Genomic DNA, 14,608 nt, shown 5'->3' with positions numbered 1-14,608 from the left:
GCCTGTTGTTATGAAAGATGTATTGTAGGCTGCTGTCAGGGCAGCGTAAAGAGAGGGCTATCAGTATTTGACTGATAGTCTTCTTTTACTATGGCACTGATTATTTGTGAGAGGAAGCTTGAAAATTACGGGGAATAGGATTGAAATAAACTGCGGCCTGGTCGCATGGCTTTTTTCGGAAAAGAAATCAGAAAAAGAAACATGACATACTGTTGTCACGGATATCATGGTATACTTTAGAAAAGTAGCAGAGAATCAGGATTTGGGAAAAGAGGTGAGAGCATGAAAATTGACCGTATGATCGGGATTCTGTCAATCCTGCTTCAGCAGGAAAAGGTAACGGCCCCTTATCTGGCGGAGAAGTTTGAGGTATCCAGACGGACAATAAATCGGGATATAGAGGACTTGTGCAGGGCAGGCATACCTGTTCAGACTGTCCAGGGGCCAAAGGGCGGGATTTCCATAATGGAAGGCTATAAATTAGACAGTACCCTCCTGACCTCTTCGGATATGCAGGAGATCCTGGCAGGACTTCGGAGCCTGGACAGCGTCAGCGGAACAAAACATTTTGTCCAGCTCATGGAAAAGCTGTCGGCAGGCTCTTCTGTCCTTATACCGGGAGGGCAGAACATCCTGATTGACCTTTCCTCCTGGTATAAGGATTCTCTGGCTCCTAAAATCGCAAAGATACGAAAAGCTATGGACCACTGCCAACTGCTGTGTTTCCGCTATTTTGCTCCAAAAGGAGAGACCAGAAGATGTATAGAGCCCTATTACCTGATCTTCCAATGGGCAAGCTGGTATGTGTGGGGATATTGTCAAGACCGGAAGGACTACCGGCTGTTTAAACTGAATCGTATGGAAAGCCTGGAGATAAAAGAAGAATTCCAGAAACGTTCTGTACCTCTGCCAGACCTTCGCAATGAAAGAATATTTCCAGGGGGCATCCAGGTAAAGGCTCTTTTTGAACCTTCCTGCAAATGGCGGCTGGTGGAAGAGTTTGGTCCAGGGTGTTTCGTGGAGCAGCCAGACGGAAGACTTCTGTTCCAGGCGGATTATACAGATAAAGAAAATCTTGTTACCTGGCTCCTCACTTTCCGGGAGCAGGTGGTTTTGCTGGAGCCTGAGGAAATCCGCAGGGAAATCCTGGATTCTTTGAAAGGTATGCTGAAGAAATATGGAACTGGATTCGATACCATGTAGGAGGAAAAGCAATGGCATTTGATTACAAAAAGGAATACAAAGAATTTTATCTGCCCCCGAAGAAACCTCAGATCATAGAGATTCCACCTATGAATTTTCTGGCGGTCCGCGGCCAGGGAAATCCTAATGAAGAGGGCGGTGCCTATAAAGAATCCATTGGACTTCTCTATGGAGTGGCCTATACCATTAAGATGAGCAAAATGGGCAGCCATAAGATGGCAGGTTATTTTGATTATGTGGTTCCACCCCTGGAAGGCTTCTGGTGGCAGGAAGGCAAAGAGGGAATCGATTATACAAGAAAGGAAGATTTTCAATGGATTTCTCTGATCCGGCTGCCAGAATTTGTTACAGAAGAGGAATTTCAATGGGCAGTAAAAGAAGCCGAAGAAAAGAAGAAACAGGATTTTTCAAAGGTAGAATTCTTTACCTATGATGAGGGGCTATGTGTTCAGTGTATGCACATAGGCCCCTATGACAATGAACCCGAGACCCTTGAAAAAATGAAGGACCATGCCCGGGAACAAGGATATGAGCCGGACTTTTCCCAGGGGAGATTTCACCATGAGATTTATCTCAGCGACGTGCGCAGGTGTAAGCCTGAGAACCTGAAAACCGTCATCCGGCAGCCGGTTTTAAAATCAGTACAGTGAAAAAAGATTTATTTCACAGGTGTCAGGGCTGCAAAAGCAGCGATAAATTCCAGTACAGTAAAAAGCAGAAACCAGAATCCGGTAAAAGCCCAGATGCAGTACTTCTTTGGAATGGGATTTGCTTTCAGCCATGCCCGGATAGAATCTTTCTTTTTATAAAGGAATATGCAGGCGATTACCGTGAAGACTCCCATTGTGCCGTAGCTTATGAGATTGGCCGCCGCTTCCGGCAGGCCTTCGGTGAACCGGCTAAGCAAGTCGGAAAATACCAGGTTGTTCAGGATATGTAAGAGAATCGACCAGACGATGGAATATTCCATAGCCAGATAGCCGAAAATCAATCCTGCTGCAGCAGCAAAAAATATCTGAGCCAGGTTTCCATGCATGATGCCGAAGAGCAGGGATGAGAAAAGTATGGCAAAGAAGGAGCCGTACTTTTCCAGTCTCCGCATAACAAAGCCCCGGTATATAAGTTCTTCTGCCACGGGTCCGGCAATTCCTACATATAAAAACATAGACAGAGTGGATGAAGTTCCTGTAGCTGCCGCCGCAGACTCTGCCATGGAATAGCCAAACAGATGGAAGAGCTCCTCCATTCCTACGGAGGCAATGGAAGAAAGAAGCTGCACCATCATAAATACAGAGAGAAGCCCCAGGAAAACCAGCGGCCTTATTTTCTTTTTGGAACGGAAAATTTCCCGGTGAGTACCGGCTTTTCTTTCCCATAGGAAGTAGAGGACTACACCTACCAGGACCCCTGCAATACTGGAGACGCCGGAGGAGCCGATACGTTCCATAAAGGAGGCTTCGGCCTGGGCGGTAGGCTCCAGATCAGGAAACTGAAGGAGAAATCCCACACTCTGAAAAATTGTAAAGAGTAAGACTACTCCTATAAGGATCAGATTATAAAATAATACCCGCCGGGCCACTTTTCCAGTTTCTTTTTTAAACATCTTTCTCTGGATTTTTTCGTCTGAATTTTTCAGATCTAAATTTTCATTCATAAACATACTCCCTTCATTCTTTTGAGATAAGGATAAAGGAAAAATTTTGTCCTCAGTATTTTTTTGTTGTGAACTGCCAGAATTTTGTTGTGAATGACAAGAGGCTGTATTTAAAAGGACCTCCAGACGAAAGGTTTTTTCTTCTGCCTGGGATAAAATCTCTGTATGAATGCCGCCCTGGTACTTTTCTGCTGTCTGTCGGATATTGGAAAGGCCAATTCCCTGATGATACTGGGGATTTTTAGAAGTTTTGCCTTCTTTTGGAAGAGAAAACTCTTCCGGTACAGGATTTTCAAAAACCAGGCAGAGAAGACTGCCCTGGTTTTGGATCCCAATATGAATCCAGGGAGCAGAAAGTCCGGTCTCTTCCAGAGATTCCAGAGCATTGTCCAGGGCATTGGCAAAAATTGTGCAGATATCTATGGGCTGAAGGACAGCCTTTGGAGAAATCTTTCCGTCGGCTGTAATGGAAAATCCTTTTTCAGCGGCAATGCGGGCTTTTTCCCAGCAGATGGCATCTGCCAGAGGATTCCCAAGAGATATCTCTCCGGCCTTTTTGGACAAACCGGCGTTCAGCTTTTCAAGGTAAGCTTCCAATTCTTCTTTTTCTCCTCTGGAAAGAAGGTCCTGGATACAAAACAGGTGATTTTTCATGTCATGGCGGATACGGCGTACCATATCCTGTTCCTGCTGGCGGGCCTGGAAATAGCGAAGCTCTGCCTGAAGATAGTACTCATTTTCCAGAGCTTTTTGCTCATAGTATCTTTTCTGGTTTCCCTGGAGGACCAGAAATAAGATGGAGAGATCAAGGAGAAGAGTGCTGATTCCTCCTGCCAGAAGAAAGGTCAATCCCTCTTCCTGAACTGTAAAAATATCACGGAAGGAAAGCAGCATAATGACCAGGACCAGAAGAAAAAGACCGGAGCAATTCAGGAGCCGCTTTTCCCATGGACTTAAGGTACGGCTGCCTCCGTTTTCTTCCAATTGTTTTCGCCACTTTTTGCCTGCAAAGTAGAAAACAAGCAGCAGGACCCACACAAGAATATCTTCCAGCGGATACCATTCAGAGGTTGTTTCCAGGTCATAGTGTCCTGTAAGGAGCGGAATAAGAACAAGAAATAAAAATATGGAAAAAACAAATCCAAGTATGGGAAATAACAGAAAGATGCCCCGGATGCGTCTGGTTTCCCTGGTAAGGAATATATAGACAAAGAACAGGAAAATTACAGTCAGCAAGAGAAAGCCGTCCGTAATACCGAAGACTTTATCCAATATTCCATAAAAAAAGGATATGAAAATTGTGATACCCCAGAAAAGCTGCCGATTTTTTGAGGAAGAAAACCCTTTTTCCAGATAAATGTATCGGGCAAAAAGGCAGAGAATTAAAATAAGCTGTATAAGCCCCAGAGCACTGCTGAAAATTTTCAATATAATCATAATCCCTTCTCCTTGGTTTTCCAGGCGGCTCTTCCGGCCATACTGTGGATAATAGCCTCTTTTAAGGCTTCTCTGCGGTTGCGGCTGACAGGAAGGACTGCCTGATCTTCCATAGTTACAGCCTTGCCTGTGTAAGAAATTATTTTTTGAAGATTCACCACATAACTGCGGTGGATCTGACAGAACATGGAAGAAGGGAGGAGAGGGAGAATCTCTTTCAGCTTTTTGCGGATTAAATGGGATTCATTTGCCGTGACAAGAGAAAGATAAATATTTTCACTTTTTATATAGAGAATATCCCCTATAGGCAGAAATAATTCTCTGCCGTCTTTTGTAACCAGGATTCGCTTTTGGTCCTGAGTTTCTGCCTCCAGATCAGTCAGGGCCCGATAGAGACGGTCCTGTTCCACAGGCTTTGCAAGGAAACGGAAGGCATTCAGTTCATAGCCGTCCATAGCCAGGTCCCGGTGGCTGGTGAGAAAAATCACCGGAAGGTTCCGGTTCAGCAGTCGGAGCCTTCTGGTGGTTTCCATACCGTCTATTCCAGGCATTTCAATATCCATAAAGACACAGAAAAAACCATAAGGATCTGCACAGACAGCTTCCAGTAAGGCTTCACCTGAAGAAAAAACTTCTATCAGAACATCAAGGCTGCGGTAGTACCTGTCCAGCTCTTCTTTTATTTGTCTTTGAAAAATAAGGTCATCATCGCATACCGCTATTTTCATTTTCTTTCCCTCATACTGTACTTGTCGGTTAACTTTGTGTTCATCATTGTATCACAGCAAGAGACAAAAGAAAACTATCTCAAAAGCATTTCATAGGTAAAGCCTTTCACAGCTTTTTTAAGAAGCAGCCAGGCCAGTCCTATACATAAAAAGCTCAGAATCAGAAGAATCCAGGCGTTGAGAAGCATTACTCCCGTAAACTGTCCTGCTATGAGCAGGAGCACCGGCATGATCAGGAAAACTGCTCCCTGCTGAGACTCTTCCATGGTCCGGGCCTTGGCAGAACCTCTTACGATAAGAGTCACTGCTATGAGAGAGACTCCAGGAGAGAGAAGAGCCAGGAGGATCAGCCAGTTTATCTTTGGCAAAAGAAAACTTCCAAAAAGAAACAGGATTTCCGCTTCTACCACGATGGTCATGACAAGAAAGGAAAATAAGGATACCAGCATACTCAGAAGAAAGGAGGCCAGGACCTTGGAGCGGAAAATCTGATGGAGAGTCAGGGGGCTGTAGAGCAGAGTTTCCAGAGTATGCTTTTCTTTTTCGCCTACAAAGGAGCTGGCCGCCATGATGGAAGAGGCCATAATAGGGATGATGAGAAAAAACACCGGAAGTATATAGTTAAAAATCAAGTCCATCAGGAGCAGGGATGTACTGTCCGAACCTGGGGATACGGGCAGCAGTTTCAGCATCGCCTGAATGTCCGGATCATCGGGCACAAAATAAGCGCTAAGTACAAAAACGCTGGGAAGAAATATAGTAAGGACCAGAGGCACGATCAGAAGAGAAATAAAAAGACGGCGGTTACTGGCAACACTCTGAAAATCCTTTTTAATAATGGCCTGCATAGCTTTGTTCATTTCCGTTCCTCCTTGTTGTTGGCAGTCAGTGAAAAATAGATATCTTCTAAAGAGGGAAATTTTGTTTCTACAGAATAAATGTCCCCGCCGCTTTCCACGATCTGGCGGATGAGAATTGGGACCTCTTCCTTAGATAAAATTTCTTTTTCATATCTCATCTCTCCGATTTTGCGAAAAGCTGCAGTTTCCGGGATATTTGCAGCAGAGATCTGAAGAAGGGCTCCCTGCCGGACCTGTTTTTGCAGCTCTTCCAGAGTACCCAGGGCCAATAGTTTTCCCTCTTCAATAAGTCCGTACCGGGTGCAGAGTTCCTGGGCATATCGGAGCTGGTGAGTACAGAGAAAAACTGTGGTGCCTTCTTCCCGGGCCAGATTCCGTATGAGAGAATTTACGCTCTGGGCGCTTTCCGGGTCAAGGCCGGAAGTGGGTTCGTCCAGAAAGAGGACCTGAGGATCATGGATAAGAGCTCTGGCCAGGGACAGTCTCTGACGCATACCTGTGGAATAGGTGGCCAGAGGCTGATTGGCTGCATCCCAAAGGCCAAGACGCTCGAGAAGATTCCGGGTCCGGTCTTTTCCCTCCTGGGGAGAAAGATTAAAAACCGAGGCGTAAAACAGCAGATTTTCCAGGCCCGTAAGATGGTCGTACATCTGGGCGTGCTCCGTAACTACACCTGTCAAGGAATGAGTTTTCTCAGGTTCTTTGGAAGGATCATATCCCATGACCAGGCAGGACCCTTCTGTAGGGGTAAGAATCCCGGTAAGAAGTTTTACGGTAGTGGTTTTTCCAGCTCCGTTTGGCCCTAAAAATCCAAAGACCTCTCCGGCCCCAAGGGAAAGGCTCATGTGACATAAGGCCTGTTTTCCTCCGGGATAGGTTTTTGAAAGATTGTCTGAAAGAATCCTTTCCATATTAATTTTCCTCCTATTTTTCCTTTAGCTTCTGGATCATTTCCAAAAAACATGGCTCCTCTAAAAGTGAAGCAAAGGCAGGATTATCTGCCAAAGCCTGAACGATGCTGCTGCGGATGACAGCTTCATTTCTCGGGGGATAATCGCCCAGAACCGAGGTCTGCCGGAACCATTCATCCAGCAGATAGAAATATTTGTCCCCATGGAGCTTCAGAGGATAGATTTCCCCTGCAGCCAGACGGGTATACCTATTTAACGTCTCCAGTGCCTTTTCTTTTTCACCTGCAATAAGGAAGCCCTGGGCCATGGTAATATAGCAGGAAAGCAGGAACCCCGGATGCAGTTCATCCAGATGAAAAGAATCACAGAGATTCTGAATCCTTCTGCAGCTTTCTTTTACAGCTTCGGGATTATCTGAACACAGGCTGATATAAGATGACATTTGATTTACAAGGGACAGAAGAGCTCTGTAAATACCAATCTGCAAGACTCGTTTGGCTTCTTTTACATTTCCACTCATCTGCCATGCAGAAGCCAGAAGAGGTTCAAAAGGACCGGTTATTTCTGCTTCTGACAGATTGGGGGAAAGAAGGTCCAGGACCTCTTTGGGACGGCGGCAAAGGAGCAGGCAATAAGCTTCCATCTGCACTGCACCGCTTATAAGGCCGGGCTCTTCAGCCTGGGTTTTCACATTCTTAAAAAGTTCTGTGGCTTCTCTGAGGAGAGCGTTTTTAATCTCCTGGGAAGGTGTCAGATTTATATGATTGACCCAGAGAACACCGATCTGGAAGAGAAAAGGATAGCAGGAACTGTATCTTCTGATATATTCTCTGCACTGCTCCAGAACTTCTGAAAAAGGAAGGACGGTGAAAGCTTCTGCCAGGCGGCAGTAGATTTGGCGTATTTCTTCCCGGCTAAGCTGAGGTTCATATCCCATAAGCTCATCGATGGTAATATCAAAAAAAGAGGCCAGTCGGGGAAGAAGCTGGATGTCGGGATAGGCAGCTTCGGTTTCCCATTTGGAGACGGCGGCTTTTGAAACACCCAGAAACCGGGCCAGCTCTTCCTGTGTAATTTCTCTTTGACGGCGGTTTTCTATCAGAACCTGGCCAAGATGTATTTCTTTCATAGGCTTTACCCCCGAATTTTCTTATCTTTTGCAATATATTTTACATGGAAACTCCAGCAGCTGCAATGGAGCAGTATTCAATTTTGGTAGAAAAAATCAACTGACAGGAAACTCCAGAAGAAAAATAGGCGGAAAAGGTATTGCATTACAATGTGATAATCTTGAAAAACAATAATTACTTATCGAAAAACGATAAAAATATCTTGTAAAACAGCAGAGAGTGTGATATCCTAATGAAGAAATCAGAAAGAATCATAAGGAGGAATAAAGTATGAAGTGGAATGACGATAAAAGCCTGCTCCTTACCAGAGTCTGTGTATGGCTCAGTGCTGTAGCCCTGGTACTTCTCTGTGTAAGCGCACCCTGGCTTTTTTCCTGGTTTATTCAGAAGAGGCTGATCCTGCCGCCTCAGAGCAGGGATTACTTCCTGGTGACTACCTATACAGTAGCGGTTCCGGCAGCCGTGGCCCTTTATATGATGAACCGGCTTCTGGCAAATATCCGGAAGGAGGAAGTATTTACAGAGAAAAATACCAGATACCTTCGGGGAATGTCCTGGTGCTGTCTGGCTGCAGGCCTGATTTTCCTGGTAAGCAGCTTTTATTATCTCCCTTTCTTTGCACTCTGTGCCGCCGCTGTATTTATGGCTCTGATCCTGCGGGTGATCAAAAATGTCTTTGCCCAGGCGGAAGAGATCAAGAAAGAAAACGACTATACTATATAGAGAGGAAGGATGGCTATGCCTATTATCGTAAATCTGGATGTTATGATGGCAAAAAGGAAAGTCAGTGCCGGCGATCTGGCGAAAGCCATAGGGATTACTCCGGCCAATCTTTCCATATTAAAGAACGGCAAAGCGAAAGCAGTGCGGTTTACGACTCTGGAGGCTTTGTGCCGGGAACTGAACTGTCAGCCGGGAGATATTCTGGAATATGTTCCGGAAGAAGGGAGTGACTGAATATGGAAAATCAGGAAACAAGAAGCACTGTGAACAAAGAGATGCTTTTTCTGGAGGAAGTAAAACCTGTGGTGGAAAAGCTTCCTGCTGACCGATGGGATAAGATTTTTGCAGGGATTTACCTTCTTCTGGGAATCATTATGTGGAACTGTCTGGTCATGGAAAATTTCACCAGAGGACTGTCTATGTTTTCTGTATTGTATGTAGTTACGGTTCTGGTTTACCTCAGACTGAAAAAGATACCAATGACCGGAGAAAAGATTTTCTGGACACTGATCCTTCTGGGAATCAGTCTTCCTTATAGCTTTTACAGTATCTTTGATTTTGGTCAGACCCTGATGATCTTTGTTACAGCCGCATACTGGACACTGGCTGTAACGGAGGGCCTGCTGTGGAAAGGAAGGACCTCTTCCTGGGTTCTGCTGGATGGATGGAACGGTCTGATCGCCCTTCCTGTTCTGAATTTTTTCTGCCAGATCCGGCTGATCTTCCAGTCCTTTTCCAATAAAAAGGAAGATAAGAAAGACTGGAGAATGGTCCTTCTGGGGGTGGTCATATCCATTCCGGCCCTGCTGATCATTATCCCGATCCTGTCCCAGGCAGATATGGGATTCCGGAATCTGGTTTCCGGTGTGCTGGAAGCCCTGGGAGAAGATATGTGGGCTTTTTTGGGACGATGTATTGTAGGAATCCTTCTGGGATCTCTTATGTTCGGTACACTCTATGGAGGCGTTTATAAGCGGCATGTAGGGGAAGAGGAATGTATCAGATTTCATGAAGAATCTGGCAGGGTTTTCCGGTTTGTACCTGATACGGCGGTCCTTACTTTTGGGGTTATGGTTTCAGCAGTCTATGTCCTGTTCATAAGTCTTCAGACAAAATATCTGTTTTCCGCCTTTTTCGGCATCCTGCCAGAGGCCTACACTTATTCAGAGTACGCCCGTCAGGGATTCTTTGAACTCTGTGTCATTGCCCTTTTAAATGCCAGTTTTCTCATTGCCATGAACGGCTGTGCGAAAACTCCCCGGAAAGACAGCAGAGGACTGATACTGGAAAATCTGATCCTGGGGGCCCTAACCCTTCTCCTTCTTACTACAGCGGCCAGTAAGCTGGGTATGTATATAGTTGCCTATGGATTCACAGTGAAGAGATGTATTTCTCTGGTCTTTTTGATCTGGCTTTTCCTGGTTTTCATTCTGGTCCTCTGCTGCCAGAAAAAAGAAATCCCTCTGGTGCGGTGGTCAGTTTTTACAGGAGCGGTACTGTTTACTCTTCTGTGTGTACTGCCTGTGGAACAGCTTGTAGCTCTGATTCCTTATCATCCGGTTTCATAATGGAATTTTACAGAGCTGTGCTTGTTTCCAGGAGAAAAAAGAGCTAATATGGAACCATAACCAGAAAATTATCTTTTTAGGAGTCTTTTATAATTGTATTTTTTTAAGTACAATCTTTGGAAAAGAATTTTAGAAAGTGTTGACTGAAGAAAGGAAAAGTGATAGGAAAGGAGAAAAACTGTAAGTTTTCTACGTATAAATATGAAGAATAATCGAGTGAAGATCAAGATCCAGCAAATATATGCAGGTCTGAGGCCTTCTGAACAGAAGGTGGCAGATTATATCCTGGAATACGAGGGAAAGGCCAGCAAGCTGCTGATGGAGACCCTGGCACAGGAAACCGGGGTCAGTCAGCCTACAGTTATACGTTTTGTAAAAGCGGCTGGATACGAGGGTTTTAAGGACTTTAAGTATGCCCTTGTACAGGAAGAAGCAAAGGAACAGCCTGAAGACAGTGATAAAATCAGCCTGTATGGTTTTCAACTGTCGAAAAAAGACCGGCTGGAGGATGTTCCGGGAAAGATAGTGACCACCTCTATAGATATGCTGGAAGAAACGCTGAAAAATATTTCCATGAAAGAATATAAAAGGGCTGTGGAAGCAGTTCTCGGGGCAGAGAATATTGTGATATACAGCGTGGAAAACTCTGTATGCACCGCCAATGACCTGCTGACAAAGCTTACCTATCTGGGACTGAACTGCAGGATTTACGGAGATTATTATCTTCAGAATGTCAGTGCAGTTAATCTCACCAGAAAGGACCTGGCTATCGGGATTTCTTATTCCGGATGTTCCAGACATACAGTAGAAATGCTGGCACTGGCCCAAAAGGCAGGAGCCACGACCCTGGCGCTGACTAATTTTGAAAATTCTCTTCTGGCAAAATATGCAGACATTGTCCTATGTGCCAGCAACCGGCAGTTTCTATATGGAGATACTATATTTTCCAGGATTACCCAGCTTGCTCTGGTTGACATGATTTATGCAGGAGTCCTGAACAGGGATTATGACAGATGCTCCAAAAAACTGAATAAGACCAGTTCTATTGTGAACAAAAGGGCTTATGGAGAAAATGAAGAAGTCTTGTAGAAAATCTACAGGGCTTCTTTTTTGCTTTTACCTGGCCTTTACATAGAGTTCACTCTGGCTTGATTGAAAGCTGTTTTTTTTTTCACTTTATAATACAAACTGCCAGGGGGAACAAAAACCTGGTCACAAAACGAAATACTTCACTCTCTTTGGGAGTGTCAGGTGGAAACATAGTGGTCAGTGAAGAAAGGAGAAGAGTATCTATGCTGGAACTGAGACATATTAAGAAATCATATGACAATGTAACAATTCTGGAAGACATTAATCTGAAAATACAGGACGGTGAGATCGTATCTATCCTGGGACCTTCCGGATGCGGAAAAACAACTTTACTGAATCTGGTGCTGGGACTTACTCCGGCAGACCAGGGACAGATTCTTTTTGACGGAAAAGATATTACCAAAGTACCTATGGAAGAGAGAGGATTTAATATTGTATTTCAGGACTATGCTCTGTTTCCAAATCTGAACGTATACAAAAATATTACTTATGGACTGCGGAATAAACCGGATATTTCCACAAAAGAAGAAGTTGATGAATTTATCGAACTTCTTGGATTGAAAGAACATCTGAATAAAAAAATCGACCAGCTTTCCGGAGGTCAGAAACAGCGTGTGGCTCTGGCAAGGACTATGGTAATGAAACCAAAGATCCTGCTTCTGGATGAGCCCTTAAGCGCACTGGACGGTGTGATCAAAGAATCTATTAAAGAAAAGATCAAAGAAATCGCCAGAGACTTCCATTTGACTACTATTATTGTAACCCATGATCCTGAAGAGGCTCTTACCTTGTCCGATAAGGTGCTGATCGTAAACCAGGGACATATTTCTCAGTATGGAGCGCCGGAAGAGATCATTACAGCTCCTTCCAATAACTTTGTTAAGGAATTTATCCTGAATCAGCTGGAAATCAAGAGAAACAATATTTTCGCCCTGTTTCATCAGGATCTGACCAGAAACGCACAGGTGGTATAAGAAAATGATCAGAAAAGAAAGAGAAATAAAAGTAATTTATGTTTTGGTACTTGCTATTTTTGCAGTATTTCTTGCCATTCCCATAGTAAGGCTCCTGCTGGAGTCTTTCCTGGGAGAGGCGGGAGCAGGAATCAGCAACTATGTGGAGGTCCTGACAGGACGAGGCTTTCTGCAGGCTCTGGGAAACAGTGTGGCAGTCTCCATTTCCAGTGCTTTGATTGCCACTATACTTGCTTTTTTTATGGCTTATAGTATACAGTATACAAATTTGCCTGGAAAATTTAAAGCAATAATCCGTACTCTGGCAGTACTGCCCATGCTTCTTCCTACGATTACCTATGGTTTTGCCATTATTTATTCCTTTGGAAAGCAGGGACTGCTTACGAAACTTTTCGGCAGACAGCTATTTGACATCTATGGATTTAACGGACTGCTTTTCGGATATGTGATTTATACTCTGCCTATATCCTTTATGCTGATTTTGAATACCATGGGATTTATTGACAAGAAGTTTATGATCGTATCCAGAGTCATGGGAGACAAGTCTGTTCAGACCTTCTGGCAGACTATTATCCGCCCGCTTCTGGGAACTCTGGCGGCCTCTATGGTACAGTGCTTCTTCCTCTGTTTTACAGATTACGGTATTCCTGCCTCTGTAGGGGGAGAATACGAGGTGGTGGCTACGGTCCTCTATAATGAAATGCTGGGAAGTATCCCTAATTTTAACCGAGGTGCAGTAGTAGCCATGATGATGCTGATCCCTTCGGTTGTGAGTATTGCTCTTCTGAAATATCTGGAGCGGTACAATGTGAGATATACAAAGATTTCTCAGATTGAAATGAAGAAAAACAGACTGAGAGACGGAATCTGCGGTGCAGGCTCAGCATTTATCATCCTGTGTATCCTGGCAATCTTTGCAGTAATCTTTGTGGTGCCTCTGGTTCAGGAATGGCCATACCAGATCAGCTTTACCCTGGAACATGTACAGGCGGTGCTCAATGATCAGAGCCTTTTCGGAGTATATCAGAATTCCCTTTTTGTAGCTTTCTGTACAGCTCTTCTGGGACTGCTGGTTACCTATGGAGCGGCTCTTGCAACAGCCCGAAGCGGACTGAACAGCAAACTGAAAGGTGTCATAGACGCCATAGCTTTGATCACAAATACAATCCCCGGAATGGTTATCGGTATTGCCTTTATGTTTATCTTTTCAGGAACAGCTCTTCAGAATACATTCTTCCTCATCATTTTATGTAATGTGGTACATTTTTTCTCTACCCCTTATCTGATGATGCGGAATTCTCTGTCCAAGCTGAACAGTTCCTGGGAGACTACAGCTTCCTTAATGGGAGACACCTGGATCAAAACTATCGTAAGAATTGTTACGCCTAATATGACCTCTACAATTTTAGAGGTATTCAGCTACTATTTTGTAAACGCCATGGTAACCGTCAGCGCCGTAATCTTTATCGCAGGTGCCAGGACCATGGTTATCACGACTAAGATCAAAGAACTGCAGTATTATACCAAGTTTAACGAAGTGTTTGTACTGTCCCTGTTTATCCTGGGAACAAACTTGATTGTCAAAGGAATTCTGGGATATGTAATAAAAAGAAAAGAAGGAAAAAAGGAGAAATAAAAATATGAAAGCGAAAAAAGTATCAGTAATTCTTATGGCAGCGGCAAAGACCTGACAAAGCCTGAGTACAAAGATCTGATATCTGTAACAGATATTAAAAGTTCATCAACAGCATGGCTGCTGATCCAGGCTCTGGTAAGTGAATATGGAGATGACGGAGCCAAAGAAGTTCTGTCCGGCATCTACGAAAACGCAGGCCCTCATATTGAATCCTCCGGCTCTGCTCCTCTGAAAAAGGTTCGTGCAGGAGAGGTAGCTGCAGGCTTCGGTCTCCGTCAGCAGGCAGTTGCAGACAAAGCAGAGGGACTTCCTGTAGACTTTGTAGACCCGACAGAAGGAAATTTTTCACTTACAGAGTCTGTAGCAGTAGTGGATAAAGGAGAAGACACCAATCCTCTGGCTCAGGAGATGGCAGAATGCATCATTACCAAGGGAAGAGCGGAACTTCAGAAATACTATCCAAACGCGATTTATGAAGGTGAGACCACCGATGAAGCCAACAGCTCTGCAAATCCCAAGACTTTCCCAGAACCACTTACTCTGGATCTTCTGGAAAAACACCAGGAACTGTCTGAGAGCTGCAAATAATTTATAAAAGCTGTTCCATTACTTAAAATCGAGAATATTTATACATTTTATGCGAATCTGTCAAGAATAGCTTAAAAATTTAAAATGTGATATAAGGAGAAGAAAAA

The 14,608-nt window shown here is 44.2% G+C and carries 14 protein-coding genes; 9 read left to right on the top strand and 5 right to left on the bottom strand.

The features are described 5' to 3' along the window. Positions 1-282: 282 nt before the first annotated feature. The gene (locus B5G33_RS10340) at positions 283-1,203 is read left to right on the top strand and encodes a helix-turn-helix transcriptional regulator (protein WP_087417594.1); all 921 of its coding nucleotides are present in this window, start codon (positions 283-285) and stop codon (positions 1,201-1,203) included. Between the two features lie 11 nt (positions 1,204-1,214). Next, the gene (locus B5G33_RS10335) at positions 1,215-1,853 is read left to right on the top strand and encodes a GyrI-like domain-containing protein (protein WP_087417593.1); all 639 of its coding nucleotides are present in this window, start codon (positions 1,215-1,217) and stop codon (positions 1,851-1,853) included. A gap of 8 nt (positions 1,854-1,861) precedes the next feature. Here the strand turns inward: B5G33_RS10335 and B5G33_RS10330 are convergent, their stop codons facing one another. From B5G33_RS10330 to B5G33_RS10310, 5 genes are all read right to left on the bottom strand, one after another. Next, the gene (locus B5G33_RS10330; RefSeq protein WP_087417592.1) at positions 1,862-4,294 is read right to left on the bottom strand and encodes a CPBP family glutamic-type intramembrane protease; all 2,433 of its coding nucleotides are present in this window, start codon (positions 4,292-4,294) and stop codon (positions 1,862-1,864) included. Further along, positions 4,291-5,022 carry a LytR/AlgR family response regulator transcription factor gene (locus B5G33_RS10325; RefSeq protein ID WP_087417591.1) on the bottom strand — a complete coding sequence of 244 codons (732 nt, stop codon included), beginning with the start codon at positions 5,020-5,022 and terminating at the stop codon, positions 4,291-4,293. The genes B5G33_RS10330 and B5G33_RS10325 overlap by 4 nt, the downstream gene beginning before the upstream one ends. A gap of 74 nt (positions 5,023-5,096) precedes the next feature. After that, a complete protein-coding gene (locus B5G33_RS10320; RefSeq protein WP_087417590.1) occupies positions 5,097-5,882 on the bottom strand; it encodes an ABC transporter permease in 786 nt (261 codons plus the stop codon). Beyond that, positions 5,879-6,793, bottom strand: coding sequence for an ABC transporter ATP-binding protein (locus B5G33_RS10315; RefSeq protein ID WP_087417589.1), 915 nt, complete (start codon positions 6,791-6,793; stop codon positions 5,879-5,881). Before B5G33_RS10315 ends, B5G33_RS10320 begins: the two co-directional genes overlap by 4 nt. 13 nt (positions 6,794-6,806) lie before the next feature. Then, positions 6,807-7,922 (bottom strand): helix-turn-helix domain-containing protein, encoded by a 1,116-nt coding sequence (locus B5G33_RS10310; protein ID WP_087417588.1) that lies wholly within the window; start codon positions 7,920-7,922, stop codon positions 6,807-6,809. A 271-nt stretch (positions 7,923-8,193) separates the two neighbouring features. On the opposite strand from B5G33_RS10310, the gene B5G33_RS10305 reads away from it, so the two are divergent. The 7 genes from B5G33_RS10305 (at position 8,194) to B5G33_RS21925 (ending at position 14,501) form a co-directional block, all read left to right on the top strand. Continuing rightward, positions 8,194-8,646, top strand: a complete 453-nt coding sequence (locus B5G33_RS10305) for a DUF2975 domain-containing protein (RefSeq protein ID WP_087417587.1) — start codon at positions 8,194-8,196, stop codon at positions 8,644-8,646. A gap of 15 nt (positions 8,647-8,661) precedes the next feature. Beyond that, positions 8,662-8,880, top strand: a complete 219-nt coding sequence (locus B5G33_RS10300) for a helix-turn-helix domain-containing protein (protein WP_087268225.1) — start codon at positions 8,662-8,664, stop codon at positions 8,878-8,880. Between the two features lie 2 nt (positions 8,881-8,882). Then, on the top strand, positions 8,883-10,214 hold the full coding sequence (locus B5G33_RS10295; protein ID WP_087417586.1) for a DUF4153 domain-containing protein: 1,332 nt from the start codon (positions 8,883-8,885) through the stop codon (positions 10,212-10,214). A gap of 201 nt (positions 10,215-10,415) precedes the next feature. Next, on the top strand, positions 10,416-11,303 hold the full coding sequence (locus tag B5G33_RS10290) for a MurR/RpiR family transcriptional regulator (protein ID WP_087417585.1): 888 nt from the start codon (positions 10,416-10,418) through the stop codon (positions 11,301-11,303). A gap of 203 nt (positions 11,304-11,506) precedes the next feature. Beyond that, positions 11,507-12,277 (top strand): ABC transporter ATP-binding protein, encoded by a 771-nt coding sequence (locus B5G33_RS10285; protein ID WP_087417584.1) that lies wholly within the window; start codon positions 11,507-11,509, stop codon positions 12,275-12,277. Positions 12,278-12,281: 4 nt separating this feature from the next. Continuing rightward, a complete protein-coding gene (locus tag B5G33_RS10280; RefSeq protein WP_242974644.1) occupies positions 12,282-13,913 on the top strand; it encodes an ABC transporter permease subunit in 1,632 nt (543 codons plus the stop codon). 21 nt (positions 13,914-13,934) lie between these two features. Further along, positions 13,935-14,501: an ABC transporter substrate-binding protein gene (locus tag B5G33_RS21925; protein ID WP_330396682.1), complete on the top strand. Its 567-nt coding sequence runs from the start codon at positions 13,935-13,937 to the stop codon at positions 14,499-14,501. The last annotated feature ends 107 nt before the right edge of the window (positions 14,502-14,608 follow it).

It is taken from the genome of Blautia sp. An81, assembly GCF_002161285.1.
Lineage (GTDB): Bacteria > Bacillota > Clostridia > Lachnospirales > Lachnospiraceae > Blautia > Blautia ornithocaccae.
Note: the sequence above shows the minus strand (reverse complement) of the source record. Positions and strands in the feature narration are given on the sequence as shown.